The sequence below is a fragment of the Streptomyces sp. NPDC054786 genome, assembly GCF_053611685.1.
The window spans coordinates 200,587-219,050 of sequence record NZ_JBSHAW010000006.1 but is presented as its reverse complement, the minus strand read 5'-3'; the positions used below and the strand labels follow the sequence as shown (position 1 = coordinate 219,050).

The window sequence follows — 18,464 nt, the reverse complement described above, 5'->3', positions numbered from 1 at the left end:
GCCGCGGTGCCCGCGGCCCCCGGCCGGTCCCTCGGACGCGTCCTAGAGGCCGTTGCGGCGGTAGGGCACGTACGGCTTGCCGATCGACCTTTCGTGCGCGGCGTCGCCGGAGTAGTACGGGTACGGGATGACGTGCGAGACGGTGCCCTGGGAGCCGTTGTCCTCCAGGGCGACGTACTTGGTGTGCTCCTTGTCGGCCCAGCCGCCGAACAGGACGGTGTGGTCGCCGGCGATCAGGGCGTCGCCCGGCTGCAGATCGTCCTTGGTGATCACATGGGCGGTGTTGTTGCCCATCAGGCCGTAGGTGTTCATACCCGGCGGCTCCAGACCCCAGGCGGCGGAGACGAACCCGGAGCAGTCGTCGCGGTAGCCGTTGGTGGTGGCCGACTGGCTGTAGCCGATCCGGTGGTTCACCCGCTCCAGGGCGCGGTCGATGATGTCCTTGCGCTCGCCCGGAAGCCCGGAGGTGTCGGGGGCGGTCTCGACGCCCGCACCGGTGGTGGTGTGGTGCTTGCCCGGCGACCAGGCGTCCCAGTCGCCCTTGGTGTCCCACTTGCCGTCGCCGTGCCCCTGCGTGGGGGCCGGGCCGGAGCCGCCGCCTCCGTTGCCGCCACCGCCGCCACCGGAGGAGCCGCCGTTGCCGCCGCCGGTGTGTCCGGGGGAGTGGGGGGCGTCGTGCTGCTTCTTCCGGTGCTTGATCTTCTTCAGCTCATCTTCGATCTTCTTCTCGTTGGCCTCGTACTCGGCCTTGACCTTCTTGATCTTCTCGGCGTCGCCCGCCAGCTCTTCGAGGAGCTTCTTCTTGTTCTCCTCCAGGCGCCCGCTCACCTCGGCGATGTCCTTCACGTCCGCGAGCACCTGGTAGGCGATGCCGAAGCCGGGGAGCTGCGCGAGCGGTGCCGCGGCGAGGTCGATGCCCGCCGCCGTGACCAGCGTCTTCTTGATCTCGCCCAGCCGCTGGTTCAGCTCGTGCATCCGCCGGCTGACCGAGCGCCAGTCCTTCTCGATCTTGGCGAGTTCCGCCATCTCCACGCCGAACGTGTCGCCTGCCATCCCTACAACCCCCGTGATGTGGTGGAGAACCGCGAAGCGCCCGGCGTACCGGGCGGAAGGTCGCGATCCGAAGGCCTCGGGCTCCGCGGAAGGGGAGCCCGGTGAACGTGGAGTCCAGCGGACGGTGGACTCCGTGGGCGAAGCGCCCAAGCAGGAATGACGCGTCGTCAGTAGACCTGCGACAGGCGGGTGACCGACGTGCCGAGCGTGGAGAGGTCGTCGGAGATCGTGTTCATCTCCTTGACGCGGGCGTGTGCGACACGGACGAAGGCGTCGGATGCCGGGCCGTGCCAAGTCAGGTGGTCGAGGGTGGAGTTGATCTCCTTGGTCAGGCCGTCCAGCTCGGTGCTCAGCGTCTTCAGCTCGGCCGCGATCTTCTGCAGATCGGCCTCGCCGCCGCCGAACATCTGGGTCAGCGCCCAGTGCGCGATCTCGGCCGGCGCCATCATGACGTCCTTGCCGATCTCGACCACGTCGCCGACCAGCTTTGTGCCGTCGTCCCAGAGTTCCCCGAGAACGCCCATTTTCTACCCCCGTGGTATGCGCGTAGATCCACGCTGATGCCGCGTCAAGGCTAGCACCGGCGTGTACCTGACAGTTATCCCCGGGCGCAATTCCGGGGGAGCTGTTGACCAAAGGTGCGGGCAGACGGAAGGGCCGCCTCCATCCGGAGGCGGCCCGCTCGCGTGCGCGCTGTTACTTCTGCTCCGCGGCCGGCCGTGCCGCGCACTCCCCGCAGGTCCCGAAGATCTCGATGGTGTGCGCGACGTCCTGGAAGCCGTGCTCCGCGGCGATCTGGTCGGCCCACTTCTCCACCGCGGGGCCCTCGACCTCGACGGCCTTGCCGCAGGCCCGGCACACCAGATGGTGGTGGTGATCGTCGGTGCTGCACCGGCGGTAGACCGCCTCGCCCTCGCTGGTGCGCAGCACATCGACCTCACCGGCGTCGGCGAGGGACTGCAGCGTCCGGTAGACGGTGGTCAGCCCGACCGAGTCGCCCTTGTGCTTGAGCATGTCGTGCAGCTCCTGCGCACTGCGGAACTCCTCGACCTCGTCGAGTGCGGCCGACACCGCCGTCCGCTGCCGCGTCGACCGGCCGCGTACCGGAGATCCCGCGCTCGTCGTCACCGTTGCCTCCCTAGGACGTCAGGACTTCCCCCTGGACGTGCGTTCCGCCATTGTGCCAGGTGATGACCGGACCGTCGGTGGGACGCTTACGCGTACAACTGTCTGCCGAAAGCTACCCGCCGACACCTCTCCACCCACGCTCATCCGGCCACGCTCACGTCGTCCGTGGCGCTGCGGCCGCCGGGTACCTCCAGAGTGCACCCCTTCGTGTCCTCCGCGGCAGCCCTGGCGCGCTTTTTCGCCAGCGGCGCGGCGAGCGCCGTGAAGAGCACGAACAGGGCGATGGCGAACAGCACGATCGTGGCGCCGGACGGCACGTCGACGTAGTACGAGGTGGCGGTGCCCGTAAGAGTGACCGCGACACCGATCGCGACGGCCACCACGAAGGTGACCGCGAAGCTGCGGCTGATCTGCTGTGCGGCCGCGACCGGGATCACCATCAGGGCGCTGACCAGCAGCAGCCCCACGACGCGCATGGCGACGGTGACGGTGACCGCGGCGGTGACGGCGACCAGCAGATTGAGCAGCCGCACCGGCAGGCCCGTCACCCGGGCGAACTCCTCGTCCTGGCAGACGGCGAACAGCTGACGGCGCAGCCCGATCGTGATCGCCAGCACCAGGGCTGCCAGGACATAGATCGTCGTCATGTCCTGCGGCGAGACGGTGGTGATCGAGCCGAAGAGATACGTACCGAGGTTGGCGTTGGAGCCGGCGTCGGAGAGATTCAACAGCATCACACCGCCCGCCATACCGCCGTAGAACAGCATGGCCAGCGCGAGATCGCCGCGGGTCTTGCCGTACCAGCGGATCAGCTCCATGACGACGGAGCCGGCGATGGCGACGGCGGTGGCGACCCACACCGGGCTGGTGTTGAGCAGAAAGCCGAGGCCGACGCCAGTGAGGGCGACATGGCCGATGCCGTCGCCCATCAGGGCCTGGCGGCGCTGGACGAGGTAGATGCCGATGGCGGGGGCGGTGACGCCGACGATCAGGGCGGCGATCAAGGCCCGCTGCATGAAGGCGTAGTCGAGGATTTCCATCAGCTCAGCAGCCCCGTCCGGATCGGTTCCGCGGCCGCGTCGGCGTGCGGGTGGACATGGTCATGGCCGGGCAGGGCATGCTGGCCCACGGCCTCGGGCGGCGGGCCGTCGTGGACGACACAGCCGTCCCGCAGCACCACCGCGCGGTCGATCAGCGGCTCCAGCGGGCCCAGCTCGTGCAGCACGAGCAGGACCGTGGTGCCGCGGCCGACCTGTTCGCGCAGTGCGGAGGCGAGCACCTCCTGGCTGGCCAGGTCGACGCCGGCCATCGGCTCGTCCATGATCAGCAGTTCCGGTTCGCCGGCCAGCGCGCGGGCGATCAGCACACGCTGGTGCTGCCCGCCGGAGAGCGCGTTGACGGAGTCCTTGGCGCGGTCCGCCATGCCGACCAGCTCCAGGGCGCGGTGCACCGCGGCCCGGTCGGCCTTGCGCAGGATCCCCAGCCTCGTACGGGCGAGCCGGCCGGCCGTGACGACCTCGCGGACGGTGGCGGGGACACCGCCGGCGGCGGTGGTGCGCTGCGGTACGTATCCGATCCGGGCCCAGTTCCTGAACCGCCGGAACTCCGTACCGAAGAGGGCCAGCTCGCCGCCGCTGAGCGGGACCTGGCCGATCACGGAGCGTACGGCGGTGGACTTGCCGGAGCCGTTGGCGCCGAGCAGCGCGACGACCTCGCCGGTGTGCACCGTCAGGTCGACGCCCCGCAGCACGGGGCGGGCGCCCAGGGAGGCGGTGGCCCCGCGCAGGTCGATGACCGGCTGGGCGGGCGACTGGTTCATGGTGACCTCCGTCACGTGCTGTGCGGTGTCCGTCACTTGCTGCCGAGCGCCTTCTGGAGCGCGGCGAGGTTGGCGCGCTGCACCCCGAAGTAGTCCCTGCCGCGGGACTTGCCGTTGATCCCTTCGAGCGGGTCCAGGACATCGGTCTTCAGGTGCAGGTCTCCGGCCAGGGCCTTGGCGGTGGCCGGGTTGGCGATCGTCTCGAAGAAGACGGTCGAGACATGGTGCTCGGTGGCGAGGGTGTGCAGGTCCCTGATGCGGTGGGCGCTGGGCTCGGACTCGGGGTCGAGGCCGCTGATGGCCTCCTCGGTCAGCCCGTAGCGCTCGGCGAGGTAGCCGAAGGCCGCATGAGTGGTGAGGAAGGTGTCCGAAGAGCGCTTCTTCAGCCCCTCCCGGAAGTCCTTGTTCAGCCCGTCCAGCTTCTTCACCAGCGCATCGGTGTTCTTCCGGTAGTCGGTCCTGTGGGCCGGGTCCGCCTTGGCGAGGGTCTTGTCGACGCCCTCGGCGACCTCGGCGTACTTCACGGGGTCGAGCCAGATGTGCGGGTCGTCGCCGCCCTCGGCCTCGGAGTGCGAGTGGTTGTCACCGGTGGTGTGGTGGTGGCCGTCGACCTCGGTGCCGTGCTTTTCGAGGGAGGTGAACGAGGCGGCGTCGGCGACGTTCTTGTTGCCGGACTGTGCGACGGCGTCGTCCACGGCGGGCTGCAGACCCTTGAGGTAGACGACCGCGCCGGACTCCCCGAGCTGGGCGGTCTGCTTCGGGGTGAGCTCCAGGTCGTGCGGCTCGACGCCCGGCTTGGTGAGGTCGGTCACCTCGACGTGCTGCCCGCCGATCTGCCGGGCCAGGAATTCCATGGGATAGAAGGACGCTGTCACTCGCAGCTTGCCGTCCTCGGTGCGGGCCCCGCCGGCGGGGGTGCAGGCGGAGAGAGCCAGCAGACCGAGCACCGAGACTCCGGCGAGGGCCGCGGTGGATATGCGACGGCGTATGTTCATGACACTCATTTTCAACAAAGTTGGAAACGATTGTCAACAACGGACGGGCCGGTGTGAGCGGGGCGACAGTGGGCCGGAACCGATTTGATCCAGGGGGTACGGCCGCCGGTACCCTGAACTATTCGCCCACCCGTCTCCCGACCACCACCCCCCAGCGAGGCGCTAGGGCGCTGCCCATCCATCGTTCGTCGTCGTAATGAAGAGAGCACCGTGGCCGCCGACAAGATCGATACCATCGTCAGCCTGAGCAAGCGCCGTGGCTTCGTATACCCCTGCAGTGAGATCTACGGCGGCTCCCGCGCTGCCTGGGACTACGGTCCGTTGGGCGTCGAGCTCAAGGAGAACATCAAGCGTCAGTGGTGGCGCGCCATGGTCACCTCCCGCGAAGACGTCGTCGGTCTCGACTCGTCGGTGATCCTGGCCCCCGAGGTCTGGCAGGCGTCCGGCCACGTCGCCACCTTCACCGACCCGCTCACCGAGTGCACCTCCTGCCACAAGCGCTTCCGCGCGGACCACCTGGAAGAGGCGTACGAGGCCAAGCACGGCAGGCTTCCGGCGAACGGCCTCGCCGACGTGAACTGCCCGCACTGCGGCAACAAGGGCGGCTTCACCGAGCCCAAGCAGTTCTCCGGCCTGCTCTCCACCCACCTCGGCCCGTCCCAGGACACCGCCTCGGTCGCCTACCTGCGCCCCGAGACCGCGCAGGGCATCTTCACCAACTTCGCCCAGGTGCAGCAGACTTCCCGCAAGAAGCCGCCGTTCGGCATCGCGCAGATGGGCAAGTCCTTCCGCAACGAGATCACTCCCGGCAACTTCATCTTCCGGACCCGTGAGTTCGAGCAGATGGAGATGGAGTTCTTCGTCAAGCCGGGCGAGGACGAGAAGTGGCAGGAGTACTGGATGGCCGAGCGGTGGAACTGGTACCGCGACCTCGGCATCCGCGAGGAGAACATCCGCTGGTACGAGCACCCGGCCGAGAAGCTCTCGCACTACTCCAAGCGCACCGCTGACATCGAGTACCGCTTCAACTTCGGCGGCACCGAGTTCTCCGAGCTGGAGGGTGTGGCCAACCGCACCGACTACGACCTGACCGCGCACGCCAAGGCGTCCGGCCAGGACCTCTCCTACTTCGACCAGGAGGCCGGCGAGCGCTGGACTCCGTACGTCATCGAGCCGGCGGCCGGTGTGAACCGCGCGATGCTCGCCTTCATGCTCGACTCGTACATCGAGGACGAGGCGCCCAACGCCAAGGGCAAGATGGAGAAGCGCACCGTCATGCAGCTCGACCCGCGTCTGTCGCCGGTCAAGGTCGCGGTGCTGCCCCTGTCCCGTAACCCGCAGCTGTCGCCGAAGGCCAAGGGGCTGGCCACGGACCTGCGCAAGAACTGGAACATCGAGTTCGACGACGCGGGCGCGATCGGCCGCCGCTACCGCCGCCAGGACGAGATCGGCACGCCGTTCTGCGTCACGGTTGACTTCGACACCCTCGATGACGACGCGGTGACCGTGCGCGAGCGCGACACCATGAAGCAGGAGCGGGTCAGCCTGGACCAGATCCAGGGCTACCTGGGGGCGCGGCTGCTCGGCTGCTAGTTCTCCGCGGGGCGGCGCCGGTCCTTCGCGGGGCGGCGCCGGTCCCTTGGGGGGCGGTGCCCACGTGTGACCTCAAGCGCCGGTCGGCTCGAATTCCCGGGCCCGGCCGGCGCTTTTGCGTGCGGCGCCGCGGGCCGGCAGCCGCGGGCCGGCAGCCGCGGGCCGGCAGCCGCGGGCCGGCAGCCGTGGGCTCGGCACCGCTGTCGGGTGATGTGGGGCTGATCGCCGTGGCGGCGGGACGGGGCAGCGGGACGGGGCAGCGGGGCGAGTCAGCGGGACAGCGGGACGAGTCAGCGGGAATGCCTCCCGGCGCCCCCACGTTGTGGCCCGCGAGGGGCCCTCGCACCCCTTACGGGATGTGTTCGCCCACCCCCTAAGCCCCTCAAGCGCCTCGCGTCGGCCGCGATGCGAGGCAGGCGCACAGGGCCGCCAGGGGCAGCTCCGCGCCGACGGCCATGGCTATGGCGGTGGCCAGTTCGGCGCCGGGGGCGGCGGTGGCGAGGTCGAGGCAGGCGTCGGCGAGGAGGAGGACGGTCGCGGCGGCCGCGGGGGCGCGATGGCGGGAGTCGGCGCGCAGCAGGCGGGTGCCGGCGGTGAGGAGGGCGGCGGCCTCCAGTGCGTCGAGGGTGACCCAGGCGGCGGCCTCGGCGGGCGGCAGGGTGCCGGCGAGGTAGCCGAGCCAGGGGAGGAGGGCGAGTCCGGCGCCGGTCAGGATCCGGCCCTGCAGACGGCGCGCAGCGGTGAGCCGTACGGCGCCGCGGGCCACCCGAGCAATGGGGTAACTGCCGCTGGGGCACGGTGAGTTCAAGGCGATGAGCGTCATGGGGCGGGTCTCTTTCCGAAGTCGCGAACCCGGCCGTCGGGCTCATGATCAAGACTCCGCTTTCCGCCCGTCACCGTCAGTAATGCGGAATTCCGACTTGGGGTGGCACTGGCTGCACCCCCGCTACGGACACTGCTGTCATGGCCCTCGCGCAACCGGTCTCATACGGTCGGATCATGACCGTCCCACCCCGGCTGCGCCGGGCTCTCGTCCGCCTGAGACGTGACATCGCGTTCCTGGCCGCAGGGGTGACGCTGCACCTCGTCCCGCTGGCGCTGCACTTCTGGCTGGTGGTGCTGCTGCTCGGCACCGTGCTCGACCCGGACCCCGAGACGCCGGTGGTGCCGGCGTTCACGCTTCCCCTGCTGATCGTCGCGGGCTGGGGGCTGACCGAGCCGCAGCGCTGGCGGTTCCGGGCGCTGTGCGGCGTGGAGCTGCCGCGGCTGCGGTTCAGGGAGGCCAAGCGGCAGTTCGGCTACAACTTGCTGGTCGGTCCGCTGCTCGGGGTGCTGGAATTCCTGCTGCTGGCACTGCTGTTGGCGGCGCTGGCGGCCTCGCTGGTCCTGGTGTGGGTGTGGCTGGCGCCGTGGCAGTGGCGGGTCGACCACCGCGGCTACACCACTACGGCCGCCTACCTCACCGTGGCGGGACTGGTGGCGCTCGCCGCCGTGCCCCCGCTGGCCACGGGGCTCGTCCGGTTGGAGATCCTGGTCGGGCGGGCGGTGCTGGGGGTGAGCCGGTCCGACGAGCTGGCGCGACGGGTGGAGGACCTCACCGAGAGCCGGGCCGGCGCGGTGGATGCCGCCGACGCCGAGCGCCGGCGTATCGAGCGCGATCTGCACGACGGTGCGCAGCAGCGGCTGGTGTCGCTGGCGCTGAACCTCGGGCTGGCCAAGGCGACGCTGACGGATCTGCCGCCGGAGGCGCAGCAGGTCATCGACGCCGCACACCGCGAGGCGAAGGAGGCGATCGAGGAGCTCAACAACCTGGTGCGCGGGCTCCACCCGGCCGTACTGGACGAACTGGGGCTGGACGCGGCGCTGTCGGGTCTCGCGGCCCGCGCCCCGCTGCCCGTACGGCTGCGGGTGGACCTGCCGCCCGGCCTGCCGCAGCGGGCGGCGCCGGCCATCGAGGCGGTCGCCTACTTCGTCGCCTCCGAGGCGCTGACGAACATCGCCAAGCATGCGCGGGAGGCGACCCGGGCGGAGGTGACGGTCACCCGGCTCGGCGAGATACTTCGGGTGGTGATCGCCGATGACGGTGTGGGCGGCGCCGATCCGTCCAAGGGGAGCGGTCTGAAGGGGCTTGCCCAGCGGGTGCGGTCCGTGGACGGGACCTTCCGCATGAGCAGCCCCGTGGGGGGCCCGACCATGATGAGCGTGGAGCTGCCGTGCCCGATGTGAGGCGTGCCGTGATCGCCGAGGACTCCGTTCTGCTGCGGATCGGGCTGGTCAAGGTGGTGGAGATGGCCGGGTTCGAGGTGGTGGCCGAGGCGGGGGACGCGCAAGAGCTGCTGGCGGCGGTCGGGGAACACCGGCCCGACCTCGCGGTGGTGGACGTCCGGATGCCCCCCGGCTTCACCGACGAGGGCGTACGCGCCGCACTGTCGATACGCCAGAGATGGCCCGTCACCGCCGTATTGATGCTCTCCCAGTACGTCGAGGAGCGCTACGCGGCCGACCTGCTCGCGACGAACACCAGCGGCGTCGGCTATCTGCTCAAACAACGGGTCGCGGATGTCGAGGAGTTCATCGAGGCACTGCGGAGGGTGGCGGCCGGCGGCACCGCGCTGGACCCGCAGGTCGTCGCCCAGCTGCTGGTGCGGCGGGCGAGCGATCCGCTGGAGCGGCTGACGGCCCGCGAACGGGACGTACTCGCGCTGATGGCCGAGGGCCGCTCCAACGCGGGCATCGCCGCACAGCTCGTGGTGAGCGAGAGCGCGGTCGCCAAACACATCAACAACATCCTCGCCAAACTGGACCTGCCGAAGGCGGACGCCGATCACCGCCGGGTGCTGGCGGTGCTGCACTTCCTCGGGGTGGGCGGCTAGGGCGTGTCGTTTGGATCAGGGCGGATCAGGGAGCGGGGTCTGGTTCGTGCGATCGCAAGGCGGAGGAGGGAGTCGACGCGGAGCGTCGGCGAGTGACGACAACGCGGCGAGCGTGTGTGCCAGACCCCGCGAGCCCGCCATGATCCAAACGACACGCCCTAGCGTCCTTCTAGTGGGCCCAGGGCGGCGCCATGCTGCTGCCGTCGGCCAGCTGGGCGGTCAGGCCGGTACGGGTGGTCACCCACATCCGCGCCGGCCCGTCGGTCTCATTGGCCACCGCGAGTGCGGAACCGGCGGGGGCCACCGCCGCATCGCCGGGGCTGAGTTCGGCGCTCTCACCGTCGATGGAGAACCGCAGCCGGCCGGACAGGACGTAGAAGGTTTCCTCCTTGCTGATCACATGAACCGGGGGCACCGTTCCGGCGGGGACCTCGCAAGCCCAGGCAGCGAGATCCCGGCTGCCGGTGGCCGGTCGTACGTAGGAGACGAAACGCGCACCGTGAACCTCGTGAACGACGGCCTCGTTACTGCGGATAAAGGACATGTCGGCCTCCCCGGGCAGGCCTCTTGCTCGCCTGCCATGTAGACAAGTTACTTGTCTACATAGACAAGCGCCTTGTCCAGTTATAGTCAAGACATGGATGACGCCCTGTCCTTTTCCACGCTCGTGCTCGCGCTGTCAGGACAGCTGGTGCAGGAGATTCACACACGGGTGGCCGCGCAGGGGTTCGCGGACCTGCGCCCCGTGCACGGTTTCGCCTTCGCCCGGATCTCCCGGGGCGATGTCACCACCGCCGACCTGGCCGAACACCTGGGAGTCAGCAAGCAGGCCGCCGCCCAACTGGTCGACGAGCTGGTCCGCAAGGGATATGTGGTGCGCCGGCCACACCCCCAGGACGCCCGCGCCCGGCTCCTGTCGCTGACCGAGCGCGGCGGGGCCGCGACGCGCGCCGCCGACGAGGCGGCCCGGGCGGCCGTTGCGCCGTGGCGAGAGGCGCTGGGCGCGGAGCGCTTCGGCGCCCTCGCCGCCGACCTGGCCCGGCTCGCGCCGAACGGCCCGATCCGGCCTGCCTGGTGAGCCGGTGCCCGCGTCCGCTGCCTCGCGTGGCCTTCGGGAGGCGCCGGCGCGGGCCGGGTGCCGGCGGGTTCGGCCGGGCGTTAAAACGCGTTGCACGGGTGCGGTGCGGCACGGAGGCTTCCGGCATGTCTGACCATGAATCGAGCGGTGCACAGGGGGTGGCCGCCCTCTTCTCCCGGGGGCGGCTGACGGCGATCCCGCGGAAGGCGGCCCGCCGCGAGCAGTTGCTCGTACATCTCGCGGAGACGCTGTTCGAGCGGGACCGGGAGTACAGCGAGCGCGAGATCAACGAGGCGCTGCTGACGGTGCACGAAGACTGCTCGGCGCTGCGCCGCTACCTCGTCGTGGCGGGCTTGCTGGCCCAGCCCAAGGACGGCAGCAGCTATCGGAGGGCCGGGTAGCGGCTCGTCCGCCGGTCCGGCCGTCCGGCGCGACGCCTGCCGCGGCACAGCTGTAGCGGTCCCCCAAAGCGGCGGCCACCCTCGCCAGGGTCGGTCCACGCGCCGGACACGGAGGAGCCATGGGAGCCCTGCACACCGCCACGCTCCTGGTCGCGACCCTCGGTGCGGGCCTGATGGCCGGACTGTTCGCCGCCTTCGCCTACGCGGTGATGCCCGGCCTCGGCCGGTCCGCCGACCGCACCTTCGTACAGGCCATGCAGAACATCAACAGGGCCATCGTCAACGGCTGGTTCCTGCTCCCCTTTCTGCTGCCGGTCCCCCTGCTCGTCCTCGCCACGGTCCTGGCCTGGAACGGGCGCGACCGGGTCGCCCTGCCCTGGATCCTCGCCGCGCTGGTGCTGTACTTGGCGGGCTTCTTCGTCACCAGTGGCGTCAGCGTTCCCCTCAACAACGCGCTCGACAAGGCCCCGACGGATGAGGGTCCTGCCGCCTCCGGCGGGCCAGGCGCCTCCGGCGGCCCGGCCGACCGGCCCGGTGCGCTCAAGGCGGCGCGGGACGGCTTCGAGAGCCGGTGGGTCACCTGGAACCTCGTGCGCGCGCTCGCCCACACCGCCGCCTTCGGCATGCTCGCCTGGGCCCTCTTCCCGCACGGCGCGGCGGGCACGGTGTGAGGAGCCTTCCGGGAGCCGTGTTCGATGGCGCCCGGTCCGCTTCCGTCGTCGGGCCGCTTCCGTCGATCGGGCCGGCTCCGTCGATCGGGCCGGCTCCGTCGATACGGAGCACGGCCGCCGGCGAGGCCGACGAGGAGCGGGTGGGGCAGATATGGGCAAATCCCTGCAAGTCAGAGCATCTTCCTCTCGCTGAGGGGGCACCGTTTGAATGACTAATACGGCGGCGGGTTAGCATATGAGCACCGCCTAGCTCGAAAGATAAACCTGTGACTGTCAATGACGACTCGTTCACCAACTGGAAAAACCGCGAGGAGATCGCGGAGTCGATGATCCCGATCATCGGGAAGCTGCATCGGGAACGGGACATCACGGTCCTGCTCCACAGCCGCTCCTTGGTGAACAAGTCGGTGGTCAGCATCCTCAAGACCCACCGGTTCGCCCGGCAGATCGCCGGTGCGGAACTCTCGGTCACCGAGACGCTGCCGTTCCTGCAGGCTCTCACCACGCTCGATCTCGGCCCTTCCCAGATCGACATCGGCATGCTCGCCGCGACGTACAAGACCGACGACCGCGGTCTCTCGGTGCAGGAGTTCACCGCCGAGGCCGTCGCCGGCGCCACGGGTGCCAACAAGATCGAGCGCCGTGAGCCGCGCGACGTCGTCCTCTACGGGTTCGGCCGCATCGGCCGCCTCCTCGCCCGCCTGCTCATCGAGAAGGCCGGCTCCGGCAACGGTCTGCGGCTGCGCGCCATCGTCGTGCGCAAGGGCGCCGGCCAGGACATCGTCAAGCGCGCCTCGCTGCTGCGCCGTGACTCCATCCACGGCCAGTTCCAGGGCACGATCAGTGTCGACGAGGCGAATAGCACGATCATCGCCAACGGCAACGAGATCAAGGTGATCTACTCCGACGACCCGACGTCGGTGGACTACACGGCGTACGGCATCAAGGACGCCATCCTCATCGACAACACCGGCAAGTGGCGTGACCGCGAGGGCCTGTCGAAGCACCTCCGTCCCGGCATCGCCAAGGTCGTCCTGACCGCGCCGGGCAAGGGCGACGTCCCCAACGTCGTCCATGGCGTCAACCACGACACGATCAAGCCGGACGAGCAGATCCTGTCCTGTGCGTCCTGCACCACCAACGCGCTCGTCCCGCCGCTGAAGGCGATGGCGGACGAGTACGGCGTCCTGCACGGTCATGTGGAGACCGTCCACTCGTTCACCAACGACCAGAACCTGCTGGACAATTACCACAACTCCGACCGCCGCGGCCGCTCGGCGGCGCTCAACATGGTCATTACCGAGACCGGCGCCGCCTCCGCCGTCACCAAGGCGCTGCCCGACCTCAAGGCGAGGATCACCGGCAGCTCGATCCGCGTCCCGGTGCCGGACGTCTCGATCGCGATCCTCAACTTGCGGCTCGCACGCGAGACCACCCGCGAGGAGGTCCTCGACTACCTCCGCGACGTGTCGCTGACCTCGCCGCTCAAGCGCCAGATCGACTTCATCAACGCCCCCGACGCGGTCTCCAGCGACTTCATCGGTTCGCGCCACGCCTCGATCGTCGACGCCGGTGCCACCAAGGTCGAGGGCGACAACGCGATCCTCTACCTCTGGTACGACAACGAGTTCGGCTACTCCTGCCAGGTCGTCCGCGTCGTCCAGCACGTCTCCGGGGTGGAGTACCCGACCTACCCGGCCCCAGCGGTCTGATCTCGTCGGACTGCCCGATCCGGCGTCCCGGCAAGCCGGTCTCCGGGCAAGCCCGGCGGCCCGGGTGGCAGCGGGGCGGCAACCGATCCCGATGGGGATCCGGCTGACCGGCCTGCCGTCACCCATCACCCGCCGGTCGGCGCCGGCACGGAATGGCCCAGCGGCACCGGGACACCGGGACACCGCCGACGTGTCCGCCCGGAGCCGTCACCGCCGCGCATCCGCACTGGTCGTCACGTCCGCGCCGCCACGGGCATCGTGGCGGCGCGGATGCGACTGAAGGCCGACACCCGCTCAGGAGCCTGGACCCCGGACCAGGCCGTGCCAGGCGCCGCGGACCGCCCGCGCTGATCCGAAAGACTATGGACCAGGTCCTGTCTTCCACGTCCCGTCGTTCGCCCGTAGAGCGGCCCTCGCGGTGTCCGGTGCGTGCGATCGCGAGGCGGAGGTCATCCCGGTACCGGGTTGCACCGGGTTGAACCGGGTTTTACCGGGACGATCCCGATAACGCGGATGTGGGTCCCCCCGTGCCGTTCAGGGCGTGAGGGAGTGTGTGCCAGGCACCGCGAGGCAGACGGACTGTGAAGGCAGGATCTAGCCGCGCAGGCCCCGGAGGACCAGGTCGCGGACGGCCTCGAAGTCGGTGGTGATCTCGGGGCGGGACCACTCGGGGGCGTAGCACGGGTCGTGGAAGCGGCCGGTGGCGTCGAAGACGGCGCGGGCGGTGGTGGCGGGGGAGGGGGTGTGGAACGCGCCCTGGCTGACGCCGGCCTCGATGATGGTGGTGAGCTGGGCTTCCAGATCGGTGATGTGACGGTCGACCACGCCGCCGCTCTCTCCGATCAACGTCATATAGGTGGCGAAGAGTTCGGGATCGTCGCCGGCCTTGTGCCGCTTGGCCTCGAAAAGGGCGGTCAGCCAGCGGTCCAGACGCTCCGGAGCCGGTCCTTCCGCCGTGACGATGACCGAGAGTTCCTGGCTCGTACGGTCCAGCCAGCGCTCCGTGACCGCCTCCCGCAGCGCCGCCTTCGTACGGAAGTGGCGGTAGACGCTGCCATGGCTGACGCCCAGGGCGCGCGCCACATCCACGACCGTGGCCTTGGCCGGGCCGTAGCGGCGCAGCACCTCCTCGGTGGCTTCGAGGATGCGCTCAGGGGTCAACGTCTCGGGCGGCATGGGGCGGTCGGCCTTTCGGGAGGGCGGGGCGGGGCCGGCGAGCGGTTCCGGGTGGCACACCCGGTAGGTGCCGGTCGCCGGAGTGTGCTTACACCGGATCCGTGCGCCGGGTACGTACGGACGGTACCTGGCCGTGCCCCGTACCCGCTCCGGTGGTCACGCGGCCCCCGCGGTCAGCGCTCGCTGTCCAGGTGGGCCATCTGCTCGGTGGGGTAGCGGTCGCCGGCGGCGGCGTCGGCCGGGACGGCGCGCTCGATGGCGGCCAGATCGTCGGCGTCCAGGGCGACGTCCAGGGCGCCGAGCGCCTCGGTCAGCCGGTCGCGGCGGCGGGCGCCGACCAGCGGGACGATGTCCTCGCCGCGGGAGAGCACCCAGGCGATGGCGGTCTGTGCGACCGAGACCCCCTTCTGCTCGGCGATCTTGCGCAGTGCGTCCACCAGGTCGAGGTTGCGGTCGAGATTCTCGCCCTGGAAGCGCGGGCTCATGCCACGGAAGTCGTTCGCCGCGAGCTTGCGGTCGCGATTGAAGTGGCCGCTGATCAGGCCGCGGGACAGGACGCCGTAGGCGGTGATGCCGATGCCCAGTTCGCGGGCGGTCGGCAGGATCGCCTCCTCGATGCCGCGGGAGATGAGGGAGTACTCGATCTGGAGGTCGGAGATCGGGGCGACGGCGGCGGCCCGGCGCAGGGTCTCCGCGCCGACCTCGGAGAGGCCGATGTGTCGGACGTGCCCGGCCTCGACCAGCTCGGCGATGGCGCCGACCGTCTCCTCGATCGGGACGTCCGGGTCGAGCCGGGCGATGCGGTAGATGTCGATGTGGTCGGTGCCCAGGCGCTGGAGGGAGTAGGCGGCGAAGTTCTTCACCGCATTCGGTCGGCCGTCATAGCCGGTGAAGCCTCCTTCGACCGTGCGCAGGGCGCCGAACTTGACGCTGATCTGCGCCTTTTCGCGAGCCGCCGCGGGGGCGGTGCGCAGGGCCTCGTTGATCAGCAGTTCGTTGTGGCCCATGCCGTAGAAGTCGCCGGTGTCGAGCAGGGTGATGCCCGCTTCGAGGGCGGCGTGAACGGTGGCGATGGACTCGCTGCGGTCGGTGTCGCCGTAGAGGGCGGACATGCCCATGCAGCCGAGGCCGAGGGCGGAGGTCTGTGGGCCGGTGGTGCCCAGGGTGCGGGTCTGCACTGCGTGCTCCTGGAGGACGGGAGGGGATTGGTCAGGGCGGCTGCCGTGCCTTCACTATGACATGACGGCTGACAGATTTCAATATCTGTCAGCCGTCATGTGTGGGCCGAACCTCGCCCCCGTCGTTCCAGCGCAGGTCAGCGCAGGTCAGCGCAGGTCAGCGCAGGTCAGCGCAGGGTGCGGGGCAGGCGCAGCGCGAGCGTCGTCGTGCCCGCGACGATCACCAGTTGTGTCAGCAGGGCGGCGAGCATCGCGTCGCGGACGCCGAGGGACGGCAGCAGCGCGAGGAAGAGAGTGCCGAGGGTGGCCACGCCCAGGGCGAGGCCGGACTGCTGGGTGGTGACCATGACGCCGCCGCCCACGCCCGCCTGCGCCACCGGCAGTTCGCTCAGCACGATGCGCATCAGCACCGGCAGCACCATGCCCTGCCCGATGCCCAGGACGGCCATGCTCGACGCGAGTCCGGCCACCGATATCCCGGGCCGGCCCGTGTGCACGGTCAGTGCCAGGCCGATCAGGCCGATGCCCTGGATCAGCGAACCGGCGACCACCACCCGCCGCCCGAACCGCATCACCAGCCGCGGACCGGCGAGCGAGGCGAAGAAGAACGTGATGCAGAGCGGCGCCAGGGACAGCCCGGCCGCCAACGGGCCGTAGTGCAGGCCGTTCTGGAGGGCGACGGCGACCACGAACATAAAGCCGCCGAAGCCCAGCGTGAACGGGACGATCATGGTGAGTCCGCTGTTCACGGAGGGGATGCGCAGCAGCGAGGGCGGGACGAGCGGGGTACGGCCCGCGCGTTCGGCCCGGTGCTCGACGAGCACGAACGCGGCGGCGGCGAAGGGGAAGACGGCCAGCAGGACCCAGGACCACACCGGCCAGCCGGCCGCCCGGCCCTCGGTCAGCGGCAGCAGCAGGGTGATCAGAGTGGCGGCGAGCAGCGCGGTCCCGATGCCGTCCACCCGGCTCGGGTGCGGGGAGCGGGTCTCGGGGACCGTACGGGCGGCCAGCAGCCAGGCCGCGGCGGAGATCGGGACGTTCACCAGGAAGACCGCGCGCCAGCCGGTGCCCGCCAGGTCGACGGAGACCAGCAGGCCGCCGAGCACCTGGCCGACGGCGCTGGCGACACCGGCCGTACCGCCGTACAGGCTGACGGCCTTGGCGCGCCGCTTGCCGGTGGTCGTGGCCTGGATGGTGGCCAGCACCTGCGGCAGCAGCAGCGCGGCAGCGGCGCCCTGCGCGACCCGGGCGGCCACCAGCGTCCCGGCGTCCGGCGCAAGACCGCAGGCCAGCGAAGTGATGCCGAAGGCGGCCAGGCCCCACAGGAACAGCCGACGGCGGCCGATCATGTCGCCGAGCCGGCCGCCGAGCACCAGCAGCATGGCGTAGGCGACGCCGTAACCGGCCACCACCATCTCCAGCATCGCGGGCCCCGCGTGCAGGTCGTGGTCGATGGTCGGCAGGGCGACATTGACGATAAAGAAGTCGATCATGGGCAGCGCCGCGCCCAGCAGTACGGTCAGCAGGCCGAGCGGGGTCAGCACGGTCGTGGCCGGGTGCCGCTGCGGGGCGGGGCCGGGTGCGGCCGGTGGCTCCGGGGTCGCCGGTGCCTCCGGGGTCGCGGCATCCGGGAGGGTGGCCTGGGCTTCAAAGGGCGCGACCGTGGCTTCCGCGGTGGTCATCTGTGCTCGGGTATCGCTCACGGACTCGACGATCGTCGACCGCTCAGGCTGGTACCAGAGTGTTCTTATCCTGGTACTGGCGCTACCTGGCAACCGGTTCCGGTCTGCGGCACGCTGGAGGCATGACCGTGGACCCGCCCCTGACGCAGACTGCCACAGGCCCTGGTGGCGCCGCCGCCCCGCGACCCGGCACCGCCCCGGGCGATGACGCGGTCCGCCGGGCCGAACTGGCCGCCTTTCTGCGCAGCCGGCGGGAGCGGATCACGCCGGAGCAGGTGGGGCTGCCCCGGGGCGCCCGCCGTCGTACCCCCGGTCTGCGCCGGGAGGAGGTCGCGCACCTGGGCGCCGTCGGGGTCACCTGGTACACCTGGCTCGAGCAGGCCCGGAACATCCACGTATCGCCGCAGGTCCTGGATGCGGTCGCCCGTGCGCTGCTGCTCGACCGCGCCGAGCGCAGCCATCTGTTCGCGCTGGCCGGGGCGATCGACCCGACGCCGGGCAAAGAGTGCACCGGCGTCACGCGCGAACTGCGGCAGATGCTGCGCCAGTTGGAGCCGTTCCCCGCGGTCGTCCAGAACAGCCGGTTCGACATCCTCGCCTACAACGCCACGTACGGCCGTCTGATGTGCGACCTCGATGTGCTGCCCGAAGAGGACCGCAACTGCATGTGGCTGGCGTTCACCCACCCCGAGTGGCGGGCGAGCGTGGTCGATCTGGACGCCACGATGCGGGTGATGGCCGCCAAGTTCCGGGCGTCGATGGCCGAGCACGTCGCGGAGCCGGCCTGGAAGGCGCTGGTCGCGCGGCTGACGGAGGCGTCGCCCGAGTTCCGGGAGATCTGGGCGCAGCACGAGGTCGTCCGCCCGATGAGCTCCGTCAAACTCTTCCGGCACCCCCGGGTGGGTGTGCTGCAACTGTCCGCCACCAGCCTGTGGACGGGACCCAACCCCGGCCCCAAGCTGCTGTCCTACACGCCCGTGGACGAGGTGACCCGGGAGCGGCTGCAGCAGTTGGCCGCGGAGCCGGCGGAGCTCGTCACGGTGTGAGGGCAGGGCCTCTCAGGGGAGGTCCGGGAAGTCGAGGCGGGCGGCGCGCAGTTGCCCCG

Annotated in this window: 19 protein-coding genes; 8 read left to right on the top strand and 11 right to left on the bottom strand. The window is 70.4% G+C overall.

The window, feature by feature from the left end; all coding sequences use genetic code 11:
* Window positions 1-42: 42 nt before the first annotated feature.
* The 6 genes from ACWGI6_RS07905 to ACWGI6_RS07880 form a co-directional block, all read right to left on the bottom strand.
* Complete coding sequence (locus ACWGI6_RS07905; protein WP_453266680.1) at window positions 43-1,053, bottom strand: hypothetical protein; 1,011 nt, start codon at window positions 1,051-1,053, stop codon at window positions 43-45.
* A 167-nt stretch (window positions 1,054-1,220) separates the two neighbouring features.
* Window positions 1,221-1,577: a WXG100 family type VII secretion target gene (locus ACWGI6_RS07900; protein ID WP_453266679.1), complete on the bottom strand. Its 357-nt coding sequence runs from the start codon at window positions 1,575-1,577 to the stop codon at window positions 1,221-1,223.
* A 172-nt stretch (window positions 1,578-1,749) separates the two neighbouring features.
* Complete coding sequence (locus ACWGI6_RS07895) at window positions 1,750-2,181, bottom strand: Fur family transcriptional regulator (RefSeq protein WP_453266678.1); 432 nt, start codon at window positions 2,179-2,181, stop codon at window positions 1,750-1,752.
* Window positions 2,182-2,321: 140 nt separating this feature from the next.
* On the bottom strand, window positions 2,322-3,221 hold the full coding sequence (locus ACWGI6_RS07890) for a metal ABC transporter permease (protein WP_453266677.1): 900 nt from the start codon (window positions 3,219-3,221) through the stop codon (window positions 2,322-2,324).
* Complete coding sequence (locus ACWGI6_RS07885) at window positions 3,221-4,000, bottom strand: metal ABC transporter ATP-binding protein (protein WP_453266689.1); 780 nt, start codon at window positions 3,998-4,000, stop codon at window positions 3,221-3,223. The genes ACWGI6_RS07890 and ACWGI6_RS07885 overlap by 1 nt, the downstream gene beginning before the upstream one ends.
* A gap of 32 nt (window positions 4,001-4,032) precedes the next feature.
* Window positions 4,033-4,995 carry a metal ABC transporter substrate-binding protein gene (locus ACWGI6_RS07880; protein ID WP_453266676.1) on the bottom strand — a complete coding sequence of 321 codons (963 nt, stop codon included), beginning with the start codon at window positions 4,993-4,995 and terminating at the stop codon, window positions 4,033-4,035.
* Window positions 4,996-5,205: 210 nt separating this feature from the next.
* On the opposite strand from ACWGI6_RS07880, the gene ACWGI6_RS07875 reads away from it, so the two are divergent.
* Complete coding sequence (locus ACWGI6_RS07875) at window positions 5,206-6,588, top strand: glycine--tRNA ligase (RefSeq protein WP_453266675.1); 1,383 nt, start codon at window positions 5,206-5,208, stop codon at window positions 6,586-6,588.
* Window positions 6,589-6,970: 382 nt separating this feature from the next.
* Here ACWGI6_RS07875 and ACWGI6_RS07870 read toward each other — a convergent pair whose 3' ends face one another.
* Entirely contained in the window at window positions 6,971-7,411 is a 441-nt protein-coding gene (locus ACWGI6_RS07870) for a hypothetical protein (protein WP_453266674.1), read from the bottom strand.
* A 176-nt stretch (window positions 7,412-7,587) separates the two neighbouring features.
* Between ACWGI6_RS07870 and ACWGI6_RS07865 the strand changes: the two genes are divergently transcribed.
* Window positions 7,588-8,814 carry a sensor histidine kinase gene (locus ACWGI6_RS07865; RefSeq protein WP_453266673.1) on the top strand — a complete coding sequence of 409 codons (1,227 nt, stop codon included), beginning with the start codon at window positions 7,588-7,590 and terminating at the stop codon, window positions 8,812-8,814.
* Window positions 8,815-8,822: 8 nt separating this feature from the next.
* Window positions 8,823-9,461, top strand: coding sequence for a response regulator (locus ACWGI6_RS07860; RefSeq protein ID WP_453266688.1), 639 nt, complete (start codon window positions 8,823-8,825; stop codon window positions 9,459-9,461).
* Window positions 9,462-9,630: 169 nt separating this feature from the next.
* Here the strand turns inward: ACWGI6_RS07860 and ACWGI6_RS07855 are convergent, their stop codons facing one another.
* Entirely contained in the window at window positions 9,631-10,005 is a 375-nt protein-coding gene (locus tag ACWGI6_RS07855; protein WP_453266672.1) for a cupin domain-containing protein, read from the bottom strand.
* A 93-nt stretch (window positions 10,006-10,098) separates the two neighbouring features.
* On the opposite strand from ACWGI6_RS07855, the gene ACWGI6_RS07850 reads away from it, so the two are divergent.
* The 4 genes from ACWGI6_RS07850 (at window position 10,099) to ACWGI6_RS07835 (ending at window position 13,323) form a co-directional block, all read left to right on the top strand.
* Window positions 10,099-10,539: a MarR family winged helix-turn-helix transcriptional regulator gene (locus tag ACWGI6_RS07850; protein ID WP_453266671.1), complete on the top strand. Its 441-nt coding sequence runs from the start codon at window positions 10,099-10,101 to the stop codon at window positions 10,537-10,539.
* Window positions 10,540-10,664: 125 nt separating this feature from the next.
* Window positions 10,665-10,940: a DUF2087 domain-containing protein gene (locus tag ACWGI6_RS07845; protein ID WP_453266670.1), complete on the top strand. Its 276-nt coding sequence runs from the start codon at window positions 10,665-10,667 to the stop codon at window positions 10,938-10,940.
* Between the two features lie 119 nt (window positions 10,941-11,059).
* Window positions 11,060-11,611, top strand: a complete 552-nt coding sequence (locus tag ACWGI6_RS07840) for an anthrone oxygenase family protein (RefSeq protein WP_453266669.1) — start codon at window positions 11,060-11,062, stop codon at window positions 11,609-11,611.
* 266 nt (window positions 11,612-11,877) lie between these two features.
* The gene (locus ACWGI6_RS07835) at window positions 11,878-13,323 is read left to right on the top strand and encodes a glyceraldehyde-3-phosphate dehydrogenase (RefSeq protein WP_453266668.1); all 1,446 of its coding nucleotides are present in this window, start codon (window positions 11,878-11,880) and stop codon (window positions 13,321-13,323) included.
* A 594-nt stretch (window positions 13,324-13,917) separates the two neighbouring features.
* Here ACWGI6_RS07835 and ACWGI6_RS07830 read toward each other — a convergent pair.
* The 3 genes from ACWGI6_RS07830 to ACWGI6_RS07820 form a co-directional block, all read right to left on the bottom strand.
* Window positions 13,918-14,499, bottom strand: coding sequence for a TetR family transcriptional regulator (locus tag ACWGI6_RS07830; RefSeq protein ID WP_453266667.1), 582 nt, complete (start codon window positions 14,497-14,499; stop codon window positions 13,918-13,920).
* A 173-nt stretch (window positions 14,500-14,672) separates the two neighbouring features.
* Window positions 14,673-15,677 (bottom strand): aldo/keto reductase, encoded by a 1,005-nt coding sequence (locus ACWGI6_RS07825; protein WP_453266666.1) that lies wholly within the window; start codon window positions 15,675-15,677, stop codon window positions 14,673-14,675.
* Window positions 15,678-15,844: 167 nt separating this feature from the next.
* Window positions 15,845-17,359, bottom strand: coding sequence for an MFS transporter (locus ACWGI6_RS07820; RefSeq protein WP_453266687.1), 1,515 nt, complete (start codon window positions 17,357-17,359; stop codon window positions 15,845-15,847).
* A 122-nt stretch (window positions 17,360-17,481) separates the two neighbouring features.
* On the opposite strand from ACWGI6_RS07820, the gene ACWGI6_RS07815 reads away from it, so the two are divergent.
* Complete coding sequence (locus ACWGI6_RS07815) at window positions 17,482-18,405, top strand: helix-turn-helix transcriptional regulator (RefSeq protein ID WP_453266665.1); 924 nt, start codon at window positions 17,482-17,484, stop codon at window positions 18,403-18,405.
* The last annotated feature ends 59 nt before the right edge of the window (window positions 18,406-18,464 follow it).